The 24,670-nt window shown below is 70.4% G+C and carries 21 protein-coding genes; 8 read left to right on the top strand and 13 right to left on the bottom strand.

Annotated features, from left to right (window positions below):
• The first annotated feature begins 6 nt into the window (after nt 1–6).
• Entirely contained in the window at nt 7–1,227 is a 1,221-nt protein-coding gene (glsA, locus tag BUR99_RS08305; RefSeq protein ID WP_074259886.1) for a glutaminase A, read from the top strand.
• Between the two features lie 108 nt (nt 1,228–1,335).
• Here the strand turns inward: glsA and BUR99_RS08300 are convergent, their stop codons facing one another.
• Nucleotides 1,336–2,787 carry a cellulase family glycosylhydrolase gene (locus BUR99_RS08300; protein ID WP_074259885.1) on the bottom strand — a complete coding sequence of 484 codons (1,452 nt, stop codon included), beginning with the start codon at nt 2,785–2,787 and terminating at the stop codon, nt 1,336–1,338.
• Between the two features lie 143 nt (nt 2,788–2,930).
• Here BUR99_RS08300 and BUR99_RS08295 point away from each other — a divergent pair, with 143 nt between their 5' ends.
• The gene (locus BUR99_RS08295; RefSeq protein ID WP_074259884.1) at nt 2,931–4,244 is read left to right on the top strand and encodes an MFS transporter; all 1,314 of its coding nucleotides are present in this window, start codon (nt 2,931–2,933) and stop codon (nt 4,242–4,244) included.
• Between the two features lie 30 nt (nt 4,245–4,274).
• On the opposite strand, the gene BUR99_RS08290 is transcribed toward BUR99_RS08295, so the two are convergent.
• Nucleotides 4,275–4,865, bottom strand: coding sequence for a dihydrofolate reductase family protein (locus tag BUR99_RS08290; protein ID WP_074259883.1), 591 nt, complete (start codon nt 4,863–4,865; stop codon nt 4,275–4,277).
• Between the two features lie 164 nt (nt 4,866–5,029).
• Nucleotides 5,030–5,395, bottom strand: coding sequence for a hypothetical protein (locus BUR99_RS08285; protein ID WP_074259882.1), 366 nt, complete (start codon nt 5,393–5,395; stop codon nt 5,030–5,032).
• 145 nt (nt 5,396–5,540) lie between these two features.
• Here BUR99_RS08285 and BUR99_RS08280 point away from each other — a divergent pair, with 145 nt between their 5' ends.
• The gene (locus BUR99_RS08280; protein WP_074259881.1) at nt 5,541–6,929 is read left to right on the top strand and encodes an FAD-binding oxidoreductase; all 1,389 of its coding nucleotides are present in this window, start codon (nt 5,541–5,543) and stop codon (nt 6,927–6,929) included.
• A gap of 31 nt (nt 6,930–6,960) precedes the next feature.
• The gene (locus BUR99_RS08275; protein WP_200802706.1) at nt 6,961–7,548 is read left to right on the top strand and encodes a dihydrofolate reductase family protein; all 588 of its coding nucleotides are present in this window, start codon (nt 6,961–6,963) and stop codon (nt 7,546–7,548) included.
• Between the two features lie 40 nt (nt 7,549–7,588).
• On the opposite strand, the gene BUR99_RS08270 is transcribed toward BUR99_RS08275, so the two are convergent.
• From BUR99_RS08270 to BUR99_RS08255, 4 genes are all read right to left on the bottom strand, one after another.
• Nucleotides 7,589–8,605 (bottom strand): LacI family DNA-binding transcriptional regulator, encoded by a 1,017-nt coding sequence (locus BUR99_RS08270; RefSeq protein ID WP_074259879.1) that lies wholly within the window; start codon nt 8,603–8,605, stop codon nt 7,589–7,591.
• A 19-nt stretch (nt 8,606–8,624) separates the two neighbouring features.
• A complete protein-coding gene (locus BUR99_RS08265) occupies nt 8,625–9,452 on the bottom strand; it encodes a carbohydrate ABC transporter permease (RefSeq protein ID WP_074260304.1) in 828 nt (275 codons plus the stop codon).
• A gap of 90 nt (nt 9,453–9,542) precedes the next feature.
• Entirely contained in the window at nt 9,543–10,526 is a 984-nt protein-coding gene (locus tag BUR99_RS08260) for a carbohydrate ABC transporter permease (RefSeq protein ID WP_074259878.1), read from the bottom strand.
• Nucleotides 10,527–10,596: 70 nt separating this feature from the next.
• Nucleotides 10,597–11,904, bottom strand: a complete 1,308-nt coding sequence (locus BUR99_RS08255; RefSeq protein WP_074259877.1) for an ABC transporter substrate-binding protein — start codon at nt 11,902–11,904, stop codon at nt 10,597–10,599.
• Between the two features lie 332 nt (nt 11,905–12,236).
• Between BUR99_RS08255 and BUR99_RS08250 the strand changes: the two genes are divergently transcribed.
• Nucleotides 12,237–14,225 carry a beta-galactosidase gene (locus tag BUR99_RS08250; protein ID WP_074259876.1) on the top strand — a complete coding sequence of 663 codons (1,989 nt, stop codon included), beginning with the start codon at nt 12,237–12,239 and terminating at the stop codon, nt 14,223–14,225.
• Nucleotides 14,226–14,341: 116 nt separating this feature from the next.
• Nucleotides 14,342–16,537, top strand: coding sequence for a glycosyl hydrolase 53 family protein (locus BUR99_RS08245; RefSeq protein WP_234980796.1), 2,196 nt, complete (start codon nt 14,342–14,344; stop codon nt 16,535–16,537).
• Nucleotides 16,538–16,609: 72 nt separating this feature from the next.
• Here the strand turns inward: BUR99_RS08245 and BUR99_RS08240 are convergent, their stop codons facing one another.
• The gene (locus BUR99_RS08240; protein WP_074259875.1) at nt 16,610–16,876 is read right to left on the bottom strand and encodes a hypothetical protein; all 267 of its coding nucleotides are present in this window, start codon (nt 16,874–16,876) and stop codon (nt 16,610–16,612) included.
• Between the two features lie 167 nt (nt 16,877–17,043).
• Here BUR99_RS08240 and BUR99_RS08235 point away from each other — a divergent pair, with 167 nt between their 5' ends.
• On the top strand, nt 17,044–19,935 hold the full coding sequence (locus tag BUR99_RS08235; protein ID WP_074259874.1) for an ATP-binding protein: 2,892 nt from the start codon (nt 17,044–17,046) through the stop codon (nt 19,933–19,935).
• Here BUR99_RS08235 and BUR99_RS08230 read toward each other — a convergent pair.
• From BUR99_RS08230 to BUR99_RS08215, 4 genes are all read right to left on the bottom strand, one after another.
• On the bottom strand, nt 19,932–20,600 hold the full coding sequence (locus BUR99_RS08230) for a response regulator transcription factor (RefSeq protein ID WP_268755253.1): 669 nt from the start codon (nt 20,598–20,600) through the stop codon (nt 19,932–19,934). The two genes, BUR99_RS08235 and BUR99_RS08230, sit on opposite strands and share 4 nt — an antisense overlap.
• The gene (locus BUR99_RS08225; RefSeq protein WP_143231545.1) at nt 20,597–21,871 is read right to left on the bottom strand and encodes a sensor histidine kinase; all 1,275 of its coding nucleotides are present in this window, start codon (nt 21,869–21,871) and stop codon (nt 20,597–20,599) included. The genes BUR99_RS08230 and BUR99_RS08225 overlap by 4 nt, the downstream gene beginning before the upstream one ends.
• Nucleotides 21,868–22,671, bottom strand: coding sequence for a hypothetical protein (locus BUR99_RS19960; protein ID WP_143231544.1), 804 nt, complete (start codon nt 22,669–22,671; stop codon nt 21,868–21,870). Before BUR99_RS19960 ends, BUR99_RS08225 begins: the two co-directional genes overlap by 4 nt.
• Before the next feature lie 316 nt (nt 22,672–22,987).
• A complete protein-coding gene (locus tag BUR99_RS08215; RefSeq protein WP_074259872.1) occupies nt 22,988–23,431 on the bottom strand; it encodes a hypothetical protein in 444 nt (147 codons plus the stop codon).
• Nucleotides 23,432–23,593: 162 nt separating this feature from the next.
• Between BUR99_RS08215 and BUR99_RS08210 the strand changes: the two genes are divergently transcribed.
• Nucleotides 23,594–24,283, top strand: a complete 690-nt coding sequence (locus tag BUR99_RS08210) for a VOC family protein (protein WP_074259871.1) — start codon at nt 23,594–23,596, stop codon at nt 24,281–24,283.
• Between the two features lie 56 nt (nt 24,284–24,339).
• Here the strand turns inward: BUR99_RS08210 and BUR99_RS08205 are convergent, their stop codons facing one another.
• On the bottom strand, nt 24,340–24,612 hold the full coding sequence (locus tag BUR99_RS08205; protein ID WP_074259870.1) for a DUF4242 domain-containing protein: 273 nt from the start codon (nt 24,610–24,612) through the stop codon (nt 24,340–24,342).
• Nucleotides 24,613–24,670: the final 58 nt, after the last annotated feature.

The following is a 24,670-nucleotide window of genomic DNA, read 5'->3' as shown; positions in this document are numbered from 1 at the left end:
GACCCCATGGCCGCCGATCTGCGAGATCCGGTACGACACGCCCTCGACTCCGTGCTCGAGGCGGTGAGGGAACGAACCGACGGCGCGGTCGCGAGCTACATCCCAGAGCTCGCGACGGTCGAACCCGAGCAGCTCGGAGCGGCACTCGCCAGCACCCACGGGGTCGTGCACGAGTCCGGCGACGCCGACGCGGAGTTCACGATCCAGTCGGTGTCGAAGCCGTTCGTGTTCGCCCTCGCGGTCGACGCGCTCGGGCTCGGCGAGGTGATCAAGCACGTGGGCCTCGAACCGAGCGGCGAGCCCTTCAACGCGATCAGCCTCGAGGCCACCACCGGGCGGCCGCTGAACCCCCTGATCAACGCCGGAGCGATCGTCACCACCTCGCTCATGCGCGGCGACACCGCTGCCGAGAAGTTCGACGCCGTGCGAGCCGGCATCGAGAAGTTCGCCGGGCGCGACCTGCAGGTCGACGAAGAGGTCTTCTCGTCAGAGGCATCCACCGGCGATCGCAACCGCGCGCTCGCGTACCTGACCCGCTCGGCCGGCACGCTCGGTTCGACGGCGGATGTCGCGACGACCGCGTACTTCCGCCAGTGCTCGCTCACCGTGAACGCGAGAGACCTCGCGATCATGGCGGCGACACTCGCCACCGGCGGCGTGAACCCCGTGACCGACGAACGCGTCGTCAGCGAGAACGCCGCCCGCTGGACCACCGCCGTCATGACGAGCTGCGGCATGTACGACGCATCCGGCGACTGGCTCGTGCGGGTAGGCCTGCCCGCCAAGAGCGGGGTCGGCGGCGGCATCGCGGCCGTGCAGCCGGGTCAGTTCGGCATCGGCACGTTCAGCCCCCGCCTCGACGAACGCGGCAACAGCGTGCGCGGCGTCGCGACCCTCGAACTCCTCTCGGAGCGACACGGCCTGCACATGCTGCAGCACCACGGCGTGCCGCTCTCGCCGATCGCCTCGCTCGAACGCGAGGGCGCCGACACCGTCGCGGTGCTGCGCGGCGAGATCATGTTCTCGGGCGCCGAAGAGGTGCTGACCCGCCTCGCCCCGTTCGTCAGCGACGAGGCATGCCTCGTGCTCGACTTCACGGGCGTGACCCGGGTCGGCGACGGCTCGAAGCGCGTGTTCGCGGCAGCGCCCGAACTCGTCGGCCGCGCGCCCGACGGCAGGGCCCGCGTCGCGGTGCGCGATCCCGAGGGCGTGCTCGAGTTCGACTGAGTCGTCGACCGGCCGAGCCGTCGACGGGGACATGCCACGGCGCCGGCCGATCCGAGGATCGACCGGCGCCGCAGTCGTGCGGTCGACACCTCACGGCGTCGACGAGCCTCACTTCTCGAGCGTCAGCGTGACCTTCGAGCCCGGCTTCGCGGTGATGCGCAGCGTCTGCTTCTTCGCGTTGTAGTGCGCCTTGCCGCCCGTGATCGACACCTCGGGCGCCTGCGCATACGTCGTCGTCGGCACCCAGATCTCGCTGGGGCCGGCACCGGCGGTGAAGGTCACCGTGTAGTCGCCGCTCGTCGCATCGAAGTGCTCAGCACCGGGAGTGCCGGCGATCGCCCGCGCATACGGTCCGTACGCGGGTTCGTTGCCGGGTGCGGCTCCGCCCGCGGCATTCATCGCGCAGTAGCCGCCGCCGTCGCTGCGGCAGTAGTACCAGATCGACCAGCCGCTCGCGAAGCGCTCCATGGCCGCGACCTGCGCGGCGACGAGGGCCGCGTTGCCCGGCGTGCGGGAGTTCGGAACGCCCCACTCGCCGACGATCATCGGCATGCCGTTCGCGGTCGGGTAGGCCGAGATCGCGGCTTCGTAGTTCACCACGAAGTCGTCGCCGGTCCAGTCGCCGCCCTCTTCGACGCCCGTGTTGTAGAAGTGCGGCGCGTAGCCGACCTTCGGGTCGTCGAAGCTGCGCAGCTGCGTGGGCACACCGTAGCCGACGAGCACGGTCGGCTCGACGAAGATCCACGAGTCGTCGTCGACCGAACGCACCGATTCGATCAGCCGGTCGTACATGTCGCTGATCTTGGTCGACTCGATGCGCGCCGACGCAGTGACCCAGTCCTCGCCCTCGGCGAACTCGCCGAACGGCTCGTTGAACAGGTCGTAGCCGAGCAGGCTGTCGTGGCCTTCGTAGCGGTCGGCGACCTCCACCCACAGCTGCTGCTGCGCCGCGCGCAGGTCGGCGTCGTCGTAGAGGTGCGTGAACGCACGCATCACCGCGGGCTGGAAGTAGTTGTTGAACCAGTTGGCCGGGTCGTCGACGAACGGCAGTCCGTCGGTGCGGGTCGCCCACTCGGGCGCGCCCGAGGCACCGAACACCGGGCCGTACACGTCTTGGTGCATGTCGAGCATGACGTGCACGCCCTCGCGGTCGGCCGCGTCGAGCACCGATTCGACGTAGTCGAAGTAGTCCTCGTCGTACTCGCCCTGCTCGGGCTCGAAGTACTGCCACTGCACGACGAGCCGCAGGAAGTTGAAGCCCTGCTCGGCCATCGCCTCGATGTCGGCCGGCTTCAGCCGGTCGTGCACGTACTTCGCCGCGTTGTAGCCGCGCAGCTGCAGGGCGCGGCCCTGCTCGTCGGTGATGTAGACCTGACCGTCGGCGGTCGTGATGGTGCTTCCGTCATCGGATGCCGCGGGGGCGGGCTTGGCGGTACTGCGACCGCTGCTCGCCTCCGTGGTCGCGGGCGCGGCCGCTGCCGCGGCGGCCGGAACGAGGGCGAGTGCGGCCGCCGTCGCGAGGGCGAACCCTGCGGCGGCGCGGTGCAAGAGGGTGGGCATGGGCGCTCCTTTGCGCGATGTTCGACCGGGTTGCGAGTGAGCATACGTGAAGTGGGTCAAATGACCTAGTAATCCGGAGAACTGACTCCCACTTGCTGCTTCTCGGGCGCGCTCGTCGCTCGCGGCAGTCGTACACTGGGCGAGTGCGCGACCCTGCGGCTCCAACCGGCACCGATGCCGAGGCCCGCTCGCGCGAGGTGCTCCGCCTCCCCGCCTTCGCACTCTTCTGGAGCGCCTCCACGATCCGCGCCTTCGGGAGCGCGATCGCCGGTGTCGCCTTCCAGGTGCTGATCGTCACGGTGCTGAACGCCACGCCGCTCGAGATCAGCATCCTGAGCGCACTCGGCGTCGTGCCGTATCTCTTCCTCGGCCTGATCATCGGCGCGCTCATGGATCGATGGCGGCGTCAACGGGCGCTGATCATCACCAGCGTCGCGCGAGCGATCGTGCTCGGGTCGATCCCCGTGCTCCTGCTCCTCGACGCCCTCACCTTCTGGTCGCTCGCAGCCGTCATCCTGACGCTCGGCATCCTGACCCTCTTCGCGGACTCCGCCGCACAACCGTTCCTGCCCAACATCGTTCCGCGAGGCTCGCTCGTGATGGCCAACGCGCGGCTCGGCCAGAGCGAGACCGTCGCCGGCACGGCGGGGCCCGCGCTCGGCGGCGCGCTGCTCAACCTGCTCGGTGCACCTTTCCTCTTCGCCTTCGACGCGGTCATCAACGCCGTGGCGGCGGTGCTCCAGTCCCGCATCACGGTCGAGGAGGCGGTGCCGCAGCGCCGCCCCGAGGGGCGTCACATCGGGCACGACATCGTCGAGGGCATGCGTTACACCTATCGGCACCGGACCCTCCGCCCGCTCGCGCTCTCCATCCACGTCTGGTTCCTCGCGAACAGCATCGTGTCGACCGTGTTCGCCGTGTTCGTGCTTCGAGAGTTGGACCTCGCGCCGTGGGCGTTCGGCGTCGCACTCGCGTTCGGGGGCGTCGGCGGCTTCCTCGGAGCCCTCTTCGCTCCGCGCCTCGGCATGCGGCTCGGCGCCGGACGGGCGATCCTCCTGGGCCGCGCCCTCGCCGTCGTGCCATGGCTCGCGCTGGCGGTGATGCCGCTCGACGCCTCGAGCGGCATCGGCGTGCTCCTGCCCGTCGTCTCAGCCGCGCAGTTCGTCTTCGGCCTCTCGATGGGCATCGAGGACGCGAACGACACCGGCTACCGGCAGGCGGTCGCACCCGATGCGATCCAGGGCCGCATGAACTCGACCATCCGAACGGTCAACCGAGTCGTCTTCTTCGTCGGCGCACTGCTGACCGGGCTGCTCGTGACGTTCATGGGCTACCAGTCGACCCTCGCAATAGCCGCGACCGTCTTCACGATCGCCGCCCTGATCGTCGCCTGCTCGCCGCTGCGCACTGCTCGCCACGAGGACGCCGCGGACACGAATCCGGCGCTTCGCAGCTGAGGGTGCGATCGCTGCCGTCGGCGAACCCGCTCAGATCGGCGAACGGCGCACCCGGCACCGCAGGTGAAGCACCCGGTCGCCCTGGAGCACCACGTCGGGATCCTCCAGCAGGTGCGGGGCGCGGACCGACCCGAAGTAGCGCTTGCCGGACCCGAACACGACGGGCACGACGTCCATGCGCACCTCGTCGACCAGGCCCGCGGCGAGCATCTGGCCACCGACATCGCCGGCGGCGACCTCGACGATGCGATCGCCCGCACGTTCTTGCGCCGTGGCCATCGCCGCCTCGACGCCGGCGACGAAGTGGAACGGCGCCTCAGGGTCCCAGCCCTCTGGCGGCGGCCGGTGCGTCACGACGACCACGTGGTCGATCCCGCTCGGCGGCTTCCCGTCCCAGCCGTCCGTCAGGTCGAAGACGTGGCGGCCGGCGATGGTCACCCCGATCTGGTCCCAGTACGGGCGGGTGTAGTCAAAGGAGGTCTGCGACACCGTCACAGAGCCGCTCTCGTCCAACGGGACGTCGCCGTTGGTCAACCAGTCGAACAGCGGCCCGGGCTGGTCGCTCTCGTCGGCGATGAAGCCGTCCAACGACACCGAGGCGTACATGACCACCTTGCCCACGGGGTTCTCCTCTGCTTCGGGGTGCCCGTAGGTTACTGCGCGTCGTGAGCCGTCGCATCAATCGTCCGGCAGCGGCCGGCCAGCCAGCCGGCCAGCCAGCCAGCCGGCCAGCCAGCCAGCCAGCCAGCGCGAGCGTGCGCGAGCGTGCGCGAGCGCCCCGCGCGCTACCGCTCGCCGAGCAGCAAGCCGCGCTGCATCGTCTCGGCGCGCATCGCGTTGACGAAGTCGGCGTACGCGTTCTTGCTCTTCGCGTAGCCGATGGCGCCGCCCTTGACCGCCCCGAGAGCGCCGTCCTGGTCGAAGCGCAGCCACGTGTTGCCGTGCTGGTCGACGCCGATGTCGAAGGTGAACGAGATGTGGAAGTTCTTGCCGGCCATCGCCCCGAGCAGCAGGGTCTTGGTCAGGTTGCCGCGCTCGAGCTTGATGCTCGTCTGCGAGGGCTGCGTGGCCTCGTAGCCGAGGCCCTGTGCGATCGAGATCACGACGGGCACGGTCTGCTGTTCGCTGCCGGAGAGGATGAGTTCGGGCATGGAAGTAGGGCTCCTTCTGGGTGGTCGGCCAGACGACGATACCGCGGCCCCGAACCCGGTTGCTCCCCATCCACAGGTCGAATCCCCCGCCCGGTTCCGATCCTGCCCGCTGGCGGGCACGGAACCCGAGGAGTAGCTTGGCGGAATGACCGTGGCGGTCGATGCAGCCGCGCTCAGCGAACTGGAGTCCGGGTTCGCTGGCGAGTTGGTGCGGCCTGACGACGGCACCTACGACGAGCACCGCAAGGTCTGGAACGGCTCGATCGATCGCCGTCCCGCCGTGATCGCGCGATGCACCGGGGCCGACGACATCGGTGCCGCGCTCCTGTTCGCCCGCCGCACGGGTCTGCCCGTCGCCGTTCGCGGCGGCGGTCACAGCTTTCCCGGCCTCTCGGTGTGCGACGACGGCATCGTGATCGACCTCGCACCGATGCGGGCGGTCACCGTCGACCCCGAGGCTCGCACGGTCCACGTGCAGGCGGGCGCGCTGCTCGGCGACGTCGATCACGCCACGCAGCCCTCGGGGCTCGCAGTGCCGAGCGGCATCGTCACGCACACGGGAGTGGCCGGCCTGACGCTCGGCGGCGGCATCGGGTGGCTCATGCGCAAGCACGGCCTGAGCATCGACCAGCTGTCGTCGGTCGACCTCATCACCGCCGAGGGCGAGCGCGTCGTCGCGAACGAGGCCGAGAACGCCGAGCTCTTCTGGGGCGTGCGCGGCGGCGGCGGCAACTTCGGCATCGTCACCGCGTTCGACTTCAACCTGTGCGAGGTCGGCCCGACGGTGGTCGCGGGCCCGATCTTCTGGCCGATCGAGCAGTCGCCGCAGGTGCTGCGGTTCTACCGCGACTGGATCGCCGACGCACCCGACGAGCTGATGACGATCGTGCTGCATCGAAAGGCACCGCCGCTCCCCTACGTTCCGCCCGAACTGCACGGAAAGCTCGTCGTCAGCGTGGTCTGCTGCTACACCGGCGACATCGAAGAAGGCGAGCGGGTCGTGCGCCCGATGAAGCGATTCGGTGCACCGGTGCTCGACCTGTGCGAGCCGAAGCCCTTCCTCCAACACCAGTCGATGTTCGATCCCTCCTTCCCTCCCGGTCGCTGGTACTACTTCCGCTCCTGCGACGTCGCCGAGCTGAGCGACGAGGTCATCGACATCACCGTCGAGCACACGCGTCGCATCCAGTCGCCGCTGACGAGCTTTCCCATCTGGCAGATGGGCGGCGCGGTCGCCAGGGTCGGCGAGAACGAGACCGCGTTCAACGGGCGCAGCGTCGGGCACACCTTCAACATCAACGCGGCCACCGCGACATCCGAGGGGTTCGATGCCGAGCGCGAATGGGTGCGCGACTTCTGGTCGGCGCTGGAGCCCTTCCACACGAGCGTCTACGTGAACTTCCTCATGGAGGAGGGCGAGGAGCGCATCCGCCAGGCCTACGGACCGGAGAAGTACGACCGCCTCAAGGCGCTCAAGCGCGCGTACGACCCCGGCAACCTCTTCCGCCTGAACCAGAACATCCCGCCGGATTGAGGGGCTGAGCACCGACATGCGCAGGATCACCGTGACGAACCACCTCTCGCTCGACGGGGTGATGCAGGCCCCGATGTCGCCCGAGGAGGACACCCGCGGCGGGTTCGCCGACGGCGGCTGGGCGCTCGGCGCGAACGCCGACCCCGAGCTCGGCGCCGAGATGGGCAAGGGCATGGCCAACACCGGTGCGATGCTGTTCGGCCATCGCACCTACGACCACATGGCCGCCTACTGGCCGCACCAGACCGACGGCAATCCCTTCACCGAGCACCTCAACCGCGTCGAGAAGTACGTCGTCACGCGCGACCCGTCGCTCGAACTCGACTGGCAACACTCCACGGTCGTCGCGGGCGACGCCGCGCAGACGGTCGCCGAGCTGAAGGCGACGGATGACGGTGACCTCTCGATCCTCGGCAGCGGCGAGCTCGTGCGCGCGCTCGCGAAGGTCGGGCTCATCGACGAGTACGTGCTGATCATCCACCCCGTGCTGCTCGGCAGTGGGCAGCGCATGTTCGAGGGCGTGCACCAGGAGTTGACGCTCCTGAGCAGCATGACGACGGGCATGGGCATCACGCTCGCGCGGTATGCGCCGCGCGACCCCGCGCTCCACTCGCGCTGACGCCACCGAGGCGGCGCCGGCACCTGCAGGAGCCTCGGCGTCAGGCCGACTCGCGCCGCACGAGCTCGGTCGGCAGCGTCATGCGCCCGGCCGGCCGGCCGTCGATCACGTCGAGGAGCATGCGCACCATCTCGTGGGCGATGCGCTCGAACGGCTGGCGCATCGTCGTGAGCGCGGGCTCGACGCGCGTCGCGATCGGCGCGTCGTCGAACCCGGCGACCGCGACGTCGTCGGGCACGCGGCGCCCGCGCGACTGCAGCACCTCGACCGCGCCGGCGGCCATCACGTCGTTCGCCACGAACACGGCGTCGAGATCGGGCACCCGTTCGAGCAGCTCCGTCATGGCCTGCGCCCCGCTCGCGCGCGAGTAGTCGCCCTCGGCGACGAGCTGCTCGTCGAACGCGTCGCCGAGTTCGAGGCGGTACCCCTCGAGTCGGCCGATGCCGCCCGAGGTATCGACCGGCCCGCTGATCGTGGCGATGCGCCGCCGACCCGAGTCGCGGAGGTAGGCCACCATGTCGCGGGCGCCCTCGAGGTCGTCGGCGGCGACGTAGCCGATGCGGCGCTCGTACCCGAGCGGCACCCCGCACGCGACGACGGGCACCTCTGCGTCGACGAGCGACTTCAGGAATCCCTCGCGGCCGAGGTGCGACGAGACGAGCAGCGCGCCGTCGACGTGTCCGGCGGTGATGAACTCGGTCGCCCGTCGCTGCTCGTCGTCGGAGCCCGCCATGAGCAGCACGAGCGGCAGGTCGCGTTCGGCGAGCGCATCGGCCGCCCCGCGCATGAGCACGGCGAAGTTCGGGTCCTCGAAGAGCCGGTCGTGCGACTCGGTGAGCAGGAACGCGATCGAGTTCGCCCGGGCCGTCGCGAGGTTCCGCGCGTGCGGGTTGATGCGGTACCCGGTCTTCTTGATGGCCCGCTCGACGGCCTCGCGGGCCGTGGGGCTCACCCAGTGACCGCCGTTCAGCACTCGGGAGACCGTGCCGCGGGACACCCCGGACTCGCGGGCGACGTCCTCGATGGTGGGACGTCGGCGAGGCGCGTTCTCAGTCACGTGGCCAGTGTATGAGTGGTCATGCCTTCACGGCACCGGCGGCGAGGTCGACGCGCCAGTACCGCTGCAGCACGAGGAAGAGCACGATGAGCGGAATGATCGACAGCAGTGCTCCCGTGATCACGAGCGTGTACATCGCCGGCAGCGACGCCCCCTGGTTCAAGAGGCCCGAGAGCCCGACCGTGATCGGGAACAGCTCGTCGTTGCCGAGCATGATGTACGGCAGCATGAAGTTGTTCCACACGGCGACGAACTGGAACAGGAAGATCGTCACGAGCCCCGGCCCCATCATCGGCAGCGCGATGCGGTGGAAGATGTAGAGCTCGCGCGCGCCCTCGGTGCGTGCCGACTCGATGATGTCGGTCGGCACGGCCGCCGCCGCGTAGATGCGGGCGAGGTAGATGCCGTAGGGGCTGATGAGCTGCGGCAGCAGCACCGACCAGTAGGTGTTCGTGAGCCCGACCTGCGCGAGCAGCAGGTACTGCGGGATCGCGACGATGACGCCGGGCACGAGCACGCCCATGAGCAGCACCCGGAACACGACGTTCTTGCCCGGGAACACGTACTTCGCGAGCGCATAGCCAGACAGTGCCGACACGTAGGTCGAGACGATCGCGCCGAAACCGGCGTAGAGCGCGGTGTTCGCCATCCATCGCCAGTAGAGGCCGTCGCGGTAGTTCGTCAGCTCGACGATGTTGTCCCACAGGTGGGTGCTCGGCGCGAAGGTGAACGTCGAGAAGAGCTCCGACGCATCCTTCGTCGAGGCGATGACGACCCAGGCGACGGGCAGCAGGCAGTACAGGGCGCCGAGCAGCAGCACGGCGGTGGAGCCGATGGCGAGCGGCATCCGCTGGTCGCCGTTTCGGCTGCGCCGGTCGGATGCCTCGTGGAATTCGGGCACGACCATGGCGCGGGTCTGGTTGGTGATGGTCACGGCTCAGTCCTCCTGGCCGAAGGCGCGTCGCTGCACGACGCGGAGGAACAGGAAGGAGATGGCGAACGTCGCCACGGCGATGATCACCGAGGTGGCCGCGGCCGAGTAGATGTCGTCGCGCGTGAACGCGTCGCGATAGACGTACATGAGCGGCGACCAGGTCGTCGAGAGGCTGTTGGTGAGCGGGCGCAGCGTGGTCGGCTCGGCGAACACCTGCAGCGTCGCGATCATCGAGAACAGCGCGGTCATGATGAGCGCGGGCATGATGATCGGCACCTTGATGCGCAGCGCGATCTGGCGCTCGCTCGCACCGTCGATGCGCGCTGCCTCGTAGATCTCGGTCGGCACGGCCTTCAGCGAGGTGTACATCACGATCATGTTGAAGCCGACACCGCCCCAGAGGCCGATGTTCGCGATGGCGAACACGACGAGGCCGGGCGAGAGCAGCGACGGCACGTCGTCCCAGCCGAGCTGCTCGAAGATCCAGTAGAACGGGCTGACCGCCGGCAGGTAGAGGAAGCCCCAGAGCAGCGACGAGATCACCGCGGGCACCGCGTAGGGCAGGAAGATCGAGACCCGCGAGAAGCCCTTCGCCCCCGTGCGCCGGGCGTCGAGCAGCAGTGCGAAGAGCAGTGCGAGGCCGAGCATCGTCGGCACGAGGATGAGCCCGTAGACGAGTACCCGGCCGACGCTCGCGAGGAACTCGGGGTCGGTGAACGTGGCGACGTAGTTCTCGAGGCCGGCGAAGGTGCGGGTGCGCGAGCCCGAACCGAGACCGAGTCCCGACACGAGCTCCTTCTGGAAGGAGAGCACGAAGGTGTAGAGGATCGGCGCGGCCATGAACAGCGTGAAGAGCACGATGCCGGGCGCGAGCATCATCCACGGGGTGACGTGACGGCGGGCGGCGGTGCGCCGTTTCACCGGATGCCGCGGCGCACGCCGGGCCGGCCGGGTGTCGCCGCTCGGGGCTTCGACCGTTGCGGTCATGTGTCGGTCCTTCCAGGGGCGGGTGGAGGTGCGAGGGGGCGCCGCGGCGCGGCACCCCCTCACGCGCGAACTAGTCGGCGACGGTGAAGCCGCTGGACTCCAGGTCGTCGACGGTGATCTGCTGCATCGCCGCGACGGCGTCGAGGAACGCCTGCCGGGTCTTCGACTCGGCGGCCTTCGCGAACTCATCGTTGTAGGCGCTGAACGCGACGTTCACGTTCGGGCCGTACTGGAAGGGCGCGACAGACTGCGCAGCCTCGGCCGCGACGTCGTAGAAGTCGGGCTGGTTGCTGAAGAACTCGGGCGCCTCCGAGAGGGTGGATGCCGCGGCATCCGTCGAGGCCGGGTAGATGCCCGTCTCGGTGACGAGCGCCTGCACGGCGTCGGGGTCGGTGTTCAGCCAGGTGGCGAACTTCACCGCGGCGTCGACGTGCTTCGACTGCGAGGTGACCGCCGTCGACGAGCCGCCCCAGTTGCCGTTTGAGGCGTCGGAGCCCCAGTTGGGCAGGGTCGCGGCCTTCCACATGCCCGCGGTGTCGGCGGCGTTGCCGCTCAGCACGCCCGGCCCCCAGACGGCGCCGAGCCAACCGGCCTGCGTGCCGTCGTTGAGGGCCGCGTTCCACTCGGGGGTGTACATCGGCTTGTTGTCGATGACGCCCTCCTCGACGAGTCCGCCCCAGTAATCGGCGACCTTTTGCGTGGGCTCCTCGTCGATGCCGACGCCCCAGGCGTCGCCGTCGATCGACCACCACTCGGCCTCGGCCTGCTGCGCGAGCCCGGCGAACCAGCCGGCGTCGTTCGACGAGAAGGTGCCGAGGTACTTGCTCGGGTCGGCCGCGTGCAGCGCGCGGGCCGTCTCGGCGTATTCCTCCCACGTGGTGGGCACGGTGAGTCCGAACTGGGTGAAGATGTCGTCGCGGTAGTAGAACATCATGGGCCCGGTGTCCTGCGGGATCGCGTAGAGCGCGTCGCCGCCGAGGGTGACCGAGTCCCACACACCCGACGGGAACTCGCCCGAGAGGTCGGCGGCGCTCGTGCCGGCGAGGTCGGCGAGGGCGTCGGACGAGACGAGCGTCGGGATCTTCTGGTACTCGGCCTGGATCAGGTCGGGTGCACCGCTGCCGGCCTTGATCGCCGTGAGCAGCTTGGTGATCGCGGGGTCGCCGCCGTCCTGCTTGTTGACGGTGACCTGGATGTCGGGGTTCTCGTCGTTCCAGAGGTCGACGACCTTGTCGAGGTTCGGCGCCCAGGCCCAGTAGGTGAGTTCCACGGGATCGTCGGCGCTGCCCCCGGAACCGGCATCGGCCGAGCAACCGGTCATGATCAGCGCTGCTGCGGCAACGGCTGCAACGGCGCCGGTGCGGAATGCTGCACGCATTCGTCCTCCTTGTCGAAAGCTGTGATTGCGGATGCCCCGTGGCCGCACGCGATCGAGAGAGGACCACGTTGTGCCTGTGAGCGATCCCAGTAACGCACAGCCCAGCTTTCATGTCAACTCCGGGATCAGCAGATGGCGTAACGATCTCAACCTGTGTTAGAACTGTGACCGCACACAGTTTCAAGGGAGAACACTCCATGCCTTCGCAGCCTGCGCCGACTTCACGCCCCGCCCCCGTCACGGGCGCCGAGGCGACCGCCGCTCCCGCTTCCGCGGCCTCGACTTCGACGGCCGCGTCGCCGTCGCCGACGCCCGCGGCGCGCAGCGGCTGGATGCCCGGCACCTCGGCGATCCGCTTCGGCGGCGACTACAACCCCGAGCAGTGGACCCGCGAGACGTGGCTCGAAGACATCGAGCTCATGCGCGAGGCCGGGGTGAACCTCGTGAGCGTCGGCATCTTCTCGTGGGCGCTGCTCGAGCCGCGCGAGGGCGAATACGACTTCGCCTTCCTCGACGAGGTGCTCGACCTGCTCGCCGGCGCCGGCATCGACGTCGACCTCGGCACGCCCACGACCGTGCCGCCGGCCTGGTTCTGGAGGGCGTACCCGCAGGCGCGGCCCGTGACCCGCGACGGCGTCGCCCTCGGCTTCGGCTCGCGCGGCATCGTGAGCCCGAGCAGCCCCGAGTACCGCCGGGCGGCATCGGCCATCGCCGAGCGGCTCGCCGAGCGCTACGCGCAGCACCCCGCGGTCGTCATGTGGCACGTGCACAACGAGTACGGCGCCCCCGTCTCCGAGAGCTTCGACGAGGCATCCGTCGCCAACTTCCGCCACTGGCTGGCGGAGCGCTACGGATCGCTCGACGCGCTGAACCGCGCGTGGGGCACGACGTTCTGGGGGCAGGTCTACGGCGAGTGGAGCGAGATCGACGCACCCCGCCAGTCGGCGAGCGTCTCGAACCCCGCCCACCAGCTCGACTTCAAGCGGTTCAGCTCCGACGCGCTGCTCGAGTGCTTCGTGCTCGAGCGCGACGCGATCCGCCGGCACGCCGCGCAGCCCATCACGACGAACTTCATGGCCACGAGCTGCCCCTCGGTCGACTACTGGAGGTGGGCGCCCGAGGTCGACATCGTCTCGAACGACCACTACCTCACGGCCTCGCGCATCGACGCCCACGTGATGCTCGCGATGGATGCCGACTTCACCCGCTCCCTCGCTGCCGGCCGCCCGTGGGTGCTCATGGAGCACTCGACCTCGGCGGTCAACTGGCAGCCGCGCAACGTCGCGAAGCGCCCCGGCGAGCTCGCGCGCAACAGCATGGCCCACCTCGCCCGCGGCGCCGACGCGATCATGTTCTTCCAGTTCCGCGCGAGCCGCTTCGGCGCCGAGAAGTTCCACTCGGCGATGCTCCCCCACGCCGGCCGTTCGTCGCGCGTATGGAAGGAGGTCGTGGGGCTCGGCGAGCTCGTCGGCGACCTCTCGGAACTGCGCGGCAGCCGGGTCGAGGCATCCGTCGCCGTGATCTGGAGCACCGAGTCGTTCTGGGCGCAGGAGCTCGAGTGGCGGCCCTCGGTCGACCTCTCGCACCGCGAGCGGCTCGAGGCGTTCTACTCCGAGCTGTGGAAGCTCGGCGTGACCGTCGACTTCGTGCACCCTGGCGCCGACCTCTCGGGCTACTCGGCCGTGTTCGCGCCGTCGCTGTACCTGCTCGACGAGGCCTCGACCGCGAACCTGCGGGGCTACGTGGCCGGCGGCGGCGTGCTCGCCGTGTCGTACTTCTCGGGCATCGTCGACGAATTCGACTCGGTGCCGGCCGGCCCGTTCCCGGGGCGCCTGCGCGAGGTGCTCGGCCTCGCGATCGAGGAGTTCCAGCCGCTCCGCGAGGGTGGTCTCGTCGCCCTCACCAACGGGTCGCGCGGTGCGGTGTGGACCGATGAGATCCACCTCGAGGGCGCGGCCGCCGTCGAGCGATTCGTCGACGGACCGGCGGCGGGCCTGCCCGCCGTCACCCGCAACGCGCTCGGCGACGGCGCCGCCTGGTACCTCTCCACGAGGCTCGACGGCGACGAGCTCGCCGCGTTCATCGGCGGCGTGCTCGCCGACGCCGGCCTCGAGGCCGCGGCGCCACCGGCCGGGCTCGAACGCGTCATCCGCGTCGCGGGCGACGGCACCCGCTACCTCGTCGCCATCAACCACGCCGAGACCGATGCCGTGATCGCTGCGGCGGGCGTCGATGTCGCGACCGGTGCGGCGACGGATGCCTCGGCACTCGTGCCCGCCGGCGGCACCCGCGTCATCCGGCTCGCGCCGACCGAGGAGTAGCCGGCACCGCTCCACCAGACCAGCACCACCAGAACCGAACACCGCAGCGCCGCGGATCCGTTCGCCCGGCTCGGGCGGCGACCCCTGAGGCTGCCTGATCGAGAGGGAAACGGATCGTGCAGAGACAACCAGGAAGGGCCGGGGCGACAGCCCTTGCGGCGACGCTCGCCGCCCTGATCGCGATACCCGCCGGGGCTGCGGCGGCCGCGGCATCCGAATCGGGTGACGGGCCGGGCGGCGGCCCGGTCGAGGCGGGCATCTCCGTCGCGAAGGTCGACGGGCTCTCCCCCGACTTCGTGAACGGCGTCGACGTCTCGACGGTGCTCTCGCTCGAGGAGAGCGGCGTGGTCTTCCGCGACGCGTCGGGCACGCCGGCCGACCTCTTCGACGTGCTCGCCGCCGACGGCGTGAACACCGTGCGCGTGCGGGTCTGGAACGACCCGTTCGACGCGACCGGCCGTGGGTATGGCGGCGGCAACGTCGACGTCGCACGCGCCGTCGAGATCGGGCAGCGGGCGACCGCGGCGGGCCTCGAGGTGCTCGTCGACTTCCACTACTCCGACTTCTGGGCGGACCCCGGCCGACAGCTCGTGCCGAAGGCGTGGGCCGGGCTCTCCGATGCCGCGACCGTGACCGCCCTGCACGACTTCACGGTGTCGTCGTTGCAGGCGTTCGACGCCGCCGGCGTCGACGTGTCGATGGTGCAGATCGGCAACGAGACGAACAACGCCATCGCCGGGCACACGCGGGCCGGCACGGCGATCGACGCGCAGTTCGCAGCCCTCGTCTCGGCGGGCAGCGCCGCCGTGCGCGAGACGCTGCCCGACGCGCTCGTCGCGGTGCACTTCACCAACCCCGAGACGCCCGGCCGCTACGCGACCTACGCCGCGGGCCTCGCGCAGTTCGGCGTCGACTACGACGTCTTCGCGAGCTCGTACTACCCCTACTGGCACGGCACGACCGAGAACCTCACGGCGGTGCTCGACGACATCGCGACGACGTACGGCAAGCAGGTCATGGTCGCCGAGACCTCGTGGGCGCGCACCCTCGATGACGGCGACGGGTACGGCAATGTCATCGGCGCGAGCGGCATCACCGGGCAGTACCCCGTGAGCGTGCAGGGCCAGGCGACCCAGCTGCGCGACGTGATCGCCGCGGTCACCGCCGTCGGCGACGCCGGCATCGGCGTCTTCTACTGGGAGCCCGCGTGGCTGCCCGTCGGCCCCGCTGCAGAGGTCGAGGCGAACCGCGTGCTCTGGGAGCGCGACGGCTCGGGCTGGGCGACGAGCGCCGCGAGCGACTACGACCCCGTGCACGTCGGCGAATTCTTCGGCGGCTCGGCGTGGGACAACCAGTCGCTCTTCGCGTGGAACGGCACGCCCCTCGAGTCGCTGCGCACCTTCGAGTACGTCGTCACCGGTGCGGTCGCCCCGCGCGCGATCACGACGATCGAGCAGGTCGCACTGACGGTGACGGATGGCTCGGCGGTGACCCTGCCCGACACGATCGCCGTGGAGTTCAACGACGGCACCACGGAGCATCCGTCGGTCGACTGGAGCGGTGCGGTCGACTGGATCCGCGGACCGGGCTCGTACGAGATCCCCGGCACGACCGACTCGGGCCTGCAGGTGACGGCCACGGTCGACGTGGTCTCCCCGAACTTCGTGCAGAACCCGGGCTTCGAGAGCAGTGACATGGGTGCGTGGCAGCTCACCGGGCCCGCCTCGCGCCAGGAGAGCGCCGATGCATCCGCCGGTGACTTCGCCGTGACGTTCTGGAACGGCTGGGCCTACGAGACCTCGGCGACGCAGACCCTCACGGGCGTGCCCGCCGGCACCTACGTGCTCGAGGCGACGACGCAGGGCACGAACAGCCCGTCGACCGACACGCGCGTGCTCTCGGCGACGACCTCGGCCGGCTCGTGGAGCGCGCCGCTCGAGTTCACGGCATGGAACGAGTTCCACACCGCGTCGGTGCCCGAGATCGTCGTCGGCGCCGACGGCGTCGTCGAGATCTCGGCTGAGTTCTCGCTCTCGGCGGGCGCGTGGGGCGTGCTCGACGAGGTGCGCCTGGTCGCTCCCGAGTCGTCGGCCGCCCCGGTCGACACGGCCGCCCTTGAAGCTGCACTCGCACGTGCAACGACGGTCGACCGGTCGAAGTACACGGATGCCTCGCTCGCGAACCTCGACGACGCCGTCGCGACCGGCGAGGTCGTGCTCGCGGGCTCGCGGGCCACGGCACGAGACGTGAAAGACGTGACGAAGCTCGTCGAGAAGGCGGTGCAGCAGCTCAAGCGGCTGAAGCAGCAATAGGCGGAACGACGAGGTGGGCGGATGCCGCGGCATCCGCCCACCTTCGTCGTGTCGGCCGTCTCACTCGCCGTCTCACCTCCCGCTCAGGGGCGACAGGTCGTCGTCGACGACGACGGCTCCCTCGACGCTCTCGGTCGCGGGGGCGTCTCCGGCATCGTCGCAGAGACCTTCGGGCGCCCGGTCGCGAATGTAGCCGGCCATGTGACACACCTCGGTCGACGGCATCTTCACTCGGGTGGTGCCGGTTCCCGCGCCGGCTCCGCCATCGGTCTGGCCGCATCCGGCCAGCACGCCCAAGACCAGCACGGCCGGGACGATGAGGAACGCGCGTGCGTTCATGATCTGTGTCCTTCCCTGGTGCGGTCTTCTGGAGGAGTACCGCTGATGCTCACGGTAGGAACGTCGTGACCACGCCGCATGACGAGGCCGGCCCATCTTCGTGCGGCCGTGCTCGTAGTCAATTCGGGTCATCGCCGCGCGTTCGGCCGCGGACTATCGTGAGGGGCATGCGGGATTGGTCCGCCCCGGCGCTGCCGGCGGTTTGGACGACCTCCGGCCAGCCTCCGTTCATCGCGCGACACGACGAGGTCGCGGCGCTCGATGCCGCGTGGGCCGATGCGCTCACCGGCGCCGGGCGGGCGGTCTTCGTCAGCGGCGACGCGGGCTCGGGCAAGTCGCGACTCGTGAGCGAGGTGTGCACCCGACTCAGCGCGGGCGGCGCCGCCGTGCTCGCCGGCTCCTGCATCCAGGAGATCGGCGCCCCGTTCGAACCGTTCGACGAGCCGCTGCGCGCAGTGCTGCCCGCCTACCGAGCGGATGCCGCCGCGGCATCCGCCCTCGAATCGGCCGAGCTGCTCGAACGCGTGCTCGAGCAGACCGATCAGGATGCCGCCGACCGCTCGACCGGGCAGGAGCGCGTGTACTCCGCAGTCGTCGACGTGCTGCGCGCGGCGGCGGAGCGCCGACCGATGGTGCTCGCCCTCGACGACCTGCACTGGGCGGGGCCGGCGGCCATGCGGCTGCTCAGCCGCGTCGTCGAGGGCACGACCGGCAGCCGGATGCTGCTCCTCGGCGGGTTCCGCAACTCCCCGCCCGATCGCTCGGAGCCGCTCGCCGACTCCCTCGCGCCGCTCGCGCGACTGACCGGCGTGCAGCGCATCGAGCTCTCGCCCTTCACCCTCGACCAGATCGCCGACTACGTCGTGATCCGTGCCGGCCTCTCGCGCGAGCGCGCCCTCGACTCGGCCGAGGTGCTTCGCGAGCTCACGGGCGGCAACCCGTTCCTGCTGCGCGCGATGTGGCGGCCGGTCGTCGAGGCAGAGCAGCGCGGCCACCAGCGGGTCATCGAGCTGCCCGACACGGTGAGCGACATGGCACGGTCGCGCATCGCCGTGCTCGACGAGACGCAGCGGTCGGTGCTCGTGCTCGCCGCCGTGCTCGGGCAGGAGGTCGACCTCGCCGAGGTGCTCGGCATCAGCGAGGCATCCGTCGAGGTCACGCTGGGGGCGATGGATGCCGCGGTGCGCGGCGGTCTCATCGAGCCGCCGCGCCGCGCGGGCGACCACTACCGGTTCACGCACGCGATCGCGCGGCAGGCGATCATCGACGTGATTCCCGCGACCGAGGTGCTGCGCACCCACGCGCGCATCGCGCAGACCCTCGAGGCCGACTTCCCGGCGGCGCCCCGGCTCGTGCAGCGGCTCGCTCACCACTATTCCGCGGCGCGCGCCCTCGGCTTCGGCGATCGCGCGGTGACGTACCTCGCCCGCGCCGCCGAGCTCGCCGAGGGCCGCATCGCCCACGACGATGCGGGCACGCTCTTCGTGCGCGCCGCCGAGATCACCCCCGACACCGAAGAGCGTGCCGAGCTGCTGCTGCGCGCCGCGGAGAGCTGGGATCTCGCTGCCGACACCGCCCGGGCGCGCGCCATCTTCGAGGAGGCGAGCGAGGTGGGCAACGCCCGGCAGCGCCTGCGCGCCGCGATCGGCTACGAGGATGCCTCGTGGCGCCCCGGCCTGCTCGGGTTCCGTGCTCGCGACATGCTCACCACCGCGCTCGCGGCCGTACCGGCCGATGACGAGGACCCGCTCTACATCGAGGCGCTCGGCGCGCTCGCCCGGGCGACGGCGTTCACCGGCGCCGTCGACGCGGCCGAGCCGATCGCCGCCAGGGCCGTCGCACTCGCCCGCGCACGCGGCGACCCGCACCTGCTCGCGGCGACCCTGCGCGCCTCGATCACGCTGACGCTGCGCCCGCGCGACGTCGCCGGTCGCCTCGACCGTGCGACCGAGCTCGTGGGGCTCACCCGTTCGGCCGAGAACGACTGGCTCGGCGCCGCGGCGATGCACCGGGCGGCGTTCTCGTACCTCGTGGGCGACCGCGTCGGCCTCGACGAGTCGGAGCGCCACCTCGACGAGATGAGCCGCAACTGGGAGCGGCACTGGAACTACTGGATCGAGTGCGTGCGGTTCACCCGGGCGCTCGCGGCGGGCGACCTCGACGGCGCCGCGGCGGCCGCACGCCGTGCGCAGCACCGCGAGAGCATCTTCCGCGACGATGCGACGTCGGGCGCGAGCTCGCTGCAGAGCTACATGGTGCGCCGTGAGGCGGGGCTGCTGGGCTCCGTGCGGCCGCTCATCAGCGGCAACGAGTCACCGACCGACCGCTGGGCGCCGGGGCTGCTCGCCATCTACACCGAGCTCGAACTCGAGCGCCCCACCCGCCGAGCGCTCGCCTGGGTGCTCGAACACACCGAGGCCCAGCCGAGCGACTCGAGCGATTGGCCGGCCCGACTCGTGTTCATGACCGAAGCTGCGCTGTGGCTCGGCGATGTCGACACCGCCGAGGTGCTGCACCCGTGGCTCGCCGAGTACGCCGGGCTGAACCTCATGTCGGGGTTGTTCGTCGCCCCCTTCGGCGCCGCCGACTGCTACCTGGGCCAGGTCGAGTCCCTCTGCGGCTTCGGCCTGCCCGCCGAACGCTTCGACGCCGCGTTCGAACTCGCCGAGCGCAGCGACGCACCCCTGCATGCCGCACGCGCACTCGCTGCCCACGCGGCGCACCTGCGCCGATCAGACCCCCGATCGCCTGCGGCGAGCGCGCTCGCCACCCGGGCACGCGCGATCGCCGAGCCCGCCGGGTTGATGAAGGTGCTGCGGTCGCTCGACGCGGGCGCCGGGGCATCCGCTGCACTGAACGGGCTGACCGCGCGCGAACGCGAGGTCATCGCGCTCATCGCCGAGGGGCGCAGCAATCGCGACATCGCCGCTGCCCTCGTGATCAGCGAGCACACGGCGGCGAACCATGTGCGCAACATCCTCACGAAGATCGGGGCGGTCAACCGCACGCAGGCGGCGATGTTCGCGCGCGAGCACGGGCTGGCGGGCGACGGCGGCTAAGGCGTATCCGGCGAATGTCTGGTGCCGCGAGCGACGACCCCGGTCTCGTAGGCCAGCACCACGGCCTGGATCCGGTCTCGGAGGCCGAGTTTGCTCAGGATGTGCCCGACATGGGTCTTCACCGTGGTCTCGGACAGGAACAGCTGCGCCCCGATCTCCGCGTTCGAGTCGCCGCGTGCGAGGCCGAGGAAGACATCGCGCTCCCGGTCGGTGAGCCTGCGCAAGACGGCGTCGGGGTCGCCGGTCGGAGCGGTCAGATGGTCGATGAGGCGACGGGTGGTCGCCGGAGCGATGACGGCATCGCCGCTTGCGACGTGCCGAATCGCGGCGATGATCTCCTCGCCCGGCGCATCCTTCAGAATGAACCCGCTCGCTCCGGCACGGAGCGCGTCGAACGCGTACTCGTCGAGGTCGAAGGTCGTGAGCACGAGCACCTTCGGAGCGTCGACCAGCTTCTGGATCTCGCGCGTGGCCACGATGCCGTCCATGACCGGCATGCGAACATCCATCACGACGACGTCGATCTGCTCGGTCTCGAGCACCCGGAGCGCCTCGCCGCCATGACCGGCTTCTGCGACGACGTGCATGTCGGGTTGGGACCGCGCCACCATCGCGAGGCCCTGGCGCAGGAGTTCTTGATCGTCGACGATCAGCAGGCGGATCACGGCAGGCTCCCGTCGTCGTAGGGGATGGTCGCGGTGAGGGTGAACCCCTCGCCCGCGCGCCCATTGGTCTCGAGCGAACCGCCGATGATCTGCAGTCGCTCCCGCATGCCCTCCAGCCCGGCACCGCCCGGATCACCGTCGACGTGCGGGCCGGCGCCGGAGTCGTGGACGCGGATGACGAGCCGGTCATCCGTCCAGTCGAGGCTGAGACCGGCAGCCGGTGCGGGTCCTGCGTGCTTGAGCACGTTGGTCAGCGCTTCCTGCACGACACGGAACGCGGCGAGATCGGCGGCGGGGCGCAGCCGTCGCTGATTGCCGGATGCCTCGTCGACGAGCTGCACGCCCGCTGCCCGCACCTGGCTCACCAGCGACGGCAGATCTGCCAGGCCCGGTTGGGGCACTCGCGCGGTTCCGGCATCCGACCTCAGCACGCCCAGCAGTCCGCGCATGTCCCGCAGGGATTCGCGCCCGATGCTCGAGATCGTGGCGAACGTCGCAGCAGTGGGCGCGGCCGGATCCGAGAGCCGGCCGCCTTCGGCCTGGCTCACCATGACCGCCAGGGAGTGGGAGACGATGTCGTGGAGTTCTCGGCTGATGCGATCCCGCTCGGCGCGAGCCGCCTCCGCCTGTTCACGCGCCCGGTCGGCATCGGCCCGTTCCGCCTTCTCCCTCAGTTCTGCGACATGGGCGTCTCGCACTCGGGCGAGCCGGCCCAGCGCCCACAGGCAGAGGATCGTCGCCGTGATGCCGAGCGTCAGCGCCGCGCGCCAGAGGATGAGCTCGCCGTCGTCGGATGGCCTGCCCCAGACCTCCGGGTTCCAGAGCCGAACCACGACGACGGCGGCCACGGCGAGCGCGACGGCCAGGCAGGCCCAGCTGGCCCGTGCATCGAGCACACGCGCCGCAGTGAACACGAGCACCCCGAAGACGAGGATGCTCGGCAATGCGAACGCCGGAAACGCGTTCCCCGCGGCGTCCTGCAACGGAGGAAGCAGCGAAAGCACCAGGGCCATTCCCGCGCCGATGCCGAACGCGACTCGAGGCCACCGGCGCCGCAGCGCCGTCGCGACATGCAGCACGACCACCGCGACCCCCGCGAGAACCCGCCACCCGAGCGGGCTGTCGGAGAGCTGCAGCAGGCGCAGTGACACGAGGCCGAGCGGGATCGCGTACACGGCCGCCACGATCAGGTCGGTGAGCGCCGGATTCCTCCGAAACGGGCCATCCCGCCGCCCGTCGGCCCTGGGCCCCGCGTCGACGATGGAGGTCATCCGCTCACCAGGCCTCGTGGGCTTGTGGATCGGCTCACCAGCTCCTGGCCGGCCGTTCGCCTCTGGAGGTAGGCGAGCGCTGCGATCGCCAGCGCCGCGCCCCACACCGGGAAGAACATCTCGGGCAACCACGCTCCCGGCTCGTGCTCCGCCCCGGTCGCTCCGAACTCCTCGCCCGCGAGTTGCTTCCTCACGTACATCAGACCGGCCGACATGATGGGCAACGAGATGGCGATCGCGAGGGAGGCCGGGAGCCGCGGCGGAATCGCCCGCCCGCGCAGGAACGGCACCCAGCGCGGCCAGATTTCGCCCCAGGGGCGGACGAGGCCGAGGGTCAGCACGGCTCCGAGGAGTGCGACGCCGCCCAACCCGGCCCCGATGGGCGCTGCCTGGGCGTCGACGAGCTGCTGCATGAAGCTCGGGCTGATGCCGATCGGCACGCCGGCGAACCATCCGATTCGCGTGACCGCGTACCCGACGGGAATGACGACCGCGATGCCGGTGGCCCAGCGGCCCACGCGACGTGCGGTCGCTTCGCGAAACCTCGGTGCAGCGTCATCCGTCGTCGTCTCGCCTGCACTGCTCCGAGCCATCAGGCCGCGAATGCCGAGGGAAGCCAAGCTGGCACCGGCGATCATCAGAACCATTTGGTTGATGTTCGGCCAGATGAGCATTGTCGCCATGATATGCGGGTCGACGTGACCGAGGAGGGCCGCAACGGCCATCACCGGCAAGTAGGCGGCGAACACCAGCACCCGGAAGTCGGTGAGTACGACCGCCAGCATCACCCCGACGAGCACCGCGGCGGCCGCCGGAACGCGAGCAGCCGGACGACGCGCGATCAGCACGACCAGCACCCCGGCGAGCGCGGCCGCCCCAGCGAGGATCCAGCCGCCGACATGGCTCGGAACGGGATCCATCACCGAGGCACGTGGACCGGGCCCGCCGCCGGAGAACGGGTAACCGGATGCCCCGAGACCCCATGCCGTACCCGCCGCGAGATAGCCGACGGACCATGCGGCCGCGATCCACCACGGCGCGGACCGGAGCGCCCGGAAGCTCCGCTGTGACGCTGCTCCACCGTTCCGGTCCGTGGATGAGCTGTGCTCCACGGGTCTACCTCACCCGCACCGGCAGCAGTGCCGCCGTCAGAAGCGCCGGGCCGCCGATGAGCGACCACAGTCCGGGTCCGGCGGGCGAGAGGATGATCTCGGGGTGCACTCGCAGTACGTTGGCGGCCATCAGGCAGAGGAGCACGCCCACGACCGCGATGATCACGCGCATGACGCGTCCGACCCCGCGACGCGAGAAGCGCCACACGATGACGGCGATCACCCAGAGCACGAGGCTGACGCCCACCCCGAAGATCAGGAACAGCGGCCACGAGGCATCCGGGTCCGCCGCGAAGCCGCCGGCGTTGGTGATCGTGTGCGCCGCGCCCAGGCCGATCAGGGCGAGAGCGCCGATGGCGCCCAGCAGGCGGCGGGAGCGGAAGAACCGGATCGTCGGGGTGGTCGTTCTGTTCAGGAGGTTCGTGCGAGTGCGTGTCGGTGTGTCCATGCCTTCAGGCTGACCGGGCCAGCGCCGCTCGACCATCCTCCGCGGGTATCGGCGCCTTCCTCCTCGCGAACGAGATGCGGGTCGGCGCCGTCGATGTCATCCACGAGCTCGAAGCAGGATTTCCTGATGCCGCTGCGCCGCCACAGGGCTACACTCCGCGACATGGACATGCTGATGGGCGACCAAATCGCCGCGGCCCACCTGACCGATTGGCGCAAGCTCGCCCAGGGACTGCATGCCCGGTACCTGATCGACGACTTCGGCGCCGGAGCCAGGTTCGTCGTCGCCGTCGGTGAGGCGGGCGACGCGCTCGGCCACCACCCGCGCGTCTCGATCGGCACCGGGTACGTCGATCTCGAGCTGGTCAGCGACGACGCCATCTACCGCGACGACGACGGCACCGAATACGTCGTCGAATGGGTGACCCAGCAGGACGTCGACCTCGCGCGACGTATCACGTCGATAGCTGCCGATCACGGGCTCGACGCCGACCCGGCGTCGGTCAGCGAGACCGAGCTCGGCCTCGACACCGCCCGCTCGGCGACCATCGCCCCAGTGTGGGCGGCCCTCTTGACCGGCAGCGCCGAGTCCCAGGGCCGCGGCTCCCCCGGCGACGAGATCCGGGATGCCACGGTGCGGGTGCCGAACCTGTGGTTCGAAGAGACCGACGCGCATGAGGCCCCGCGTCAGCGATTCCACCTCGAGGTCTACGTGGCGCCCGAGGCTGTGGAGCAACGGATCGCCGCCGCGCTCGCTGCGGGCGGCACCGTCGTTGACGACAGCGACTCGCCATCGCTCACGGTGATCGCCGACCAAGACGGCAACCGGGGAGTCATTGCGACGAAGGGGTGATGGGCCGGCTCAGCGGCCGCGAGCGACGGCTCAACCGCGGGCTCGGGGTGACGTGGCTAGCTCACCGCGGCGAGCTGGCCGGTCGGCATCATGCGGCCGTCGACCTCGGTGATGACGTCGGCTGGCATTCCGGCGCGCACCGCCGCCGCGCGGATCGCCTCCATCGACGCGGCCTCGTAGAGGCAGTAGCTCCTGCGACGGTCGACCGAGAGGAAGGAGTAGAGCCACCGCACCTCCTCCTCGTCGTTGATGAGGTTGATGTCGGCGGCGGCCTCGAGCGGCACCGGAACGTCTTCGGCGTAGTTGCGCTCGATGATGAAGTACGGCATCGGCGTTCCCCCTTTGCACGTGTGCGGCACAGGCTACTCCTGATGCGGGGCGGCGGCC

It is taken from the genome of Agromyces cerinus subsp. cerinus (assembly GCF_900142065.1).
Taxonomy (GTDB): Bacteria; Actinomycetota; Actinomycetes; order Actinomycetales; family Microbacteriaceae; genus Agromyces; species Agromyces cerinus.
Note: the sequence above shows the minus strand (reverse complement) of the source record. Positions and strands in the feature narration are given on the sequence as shown.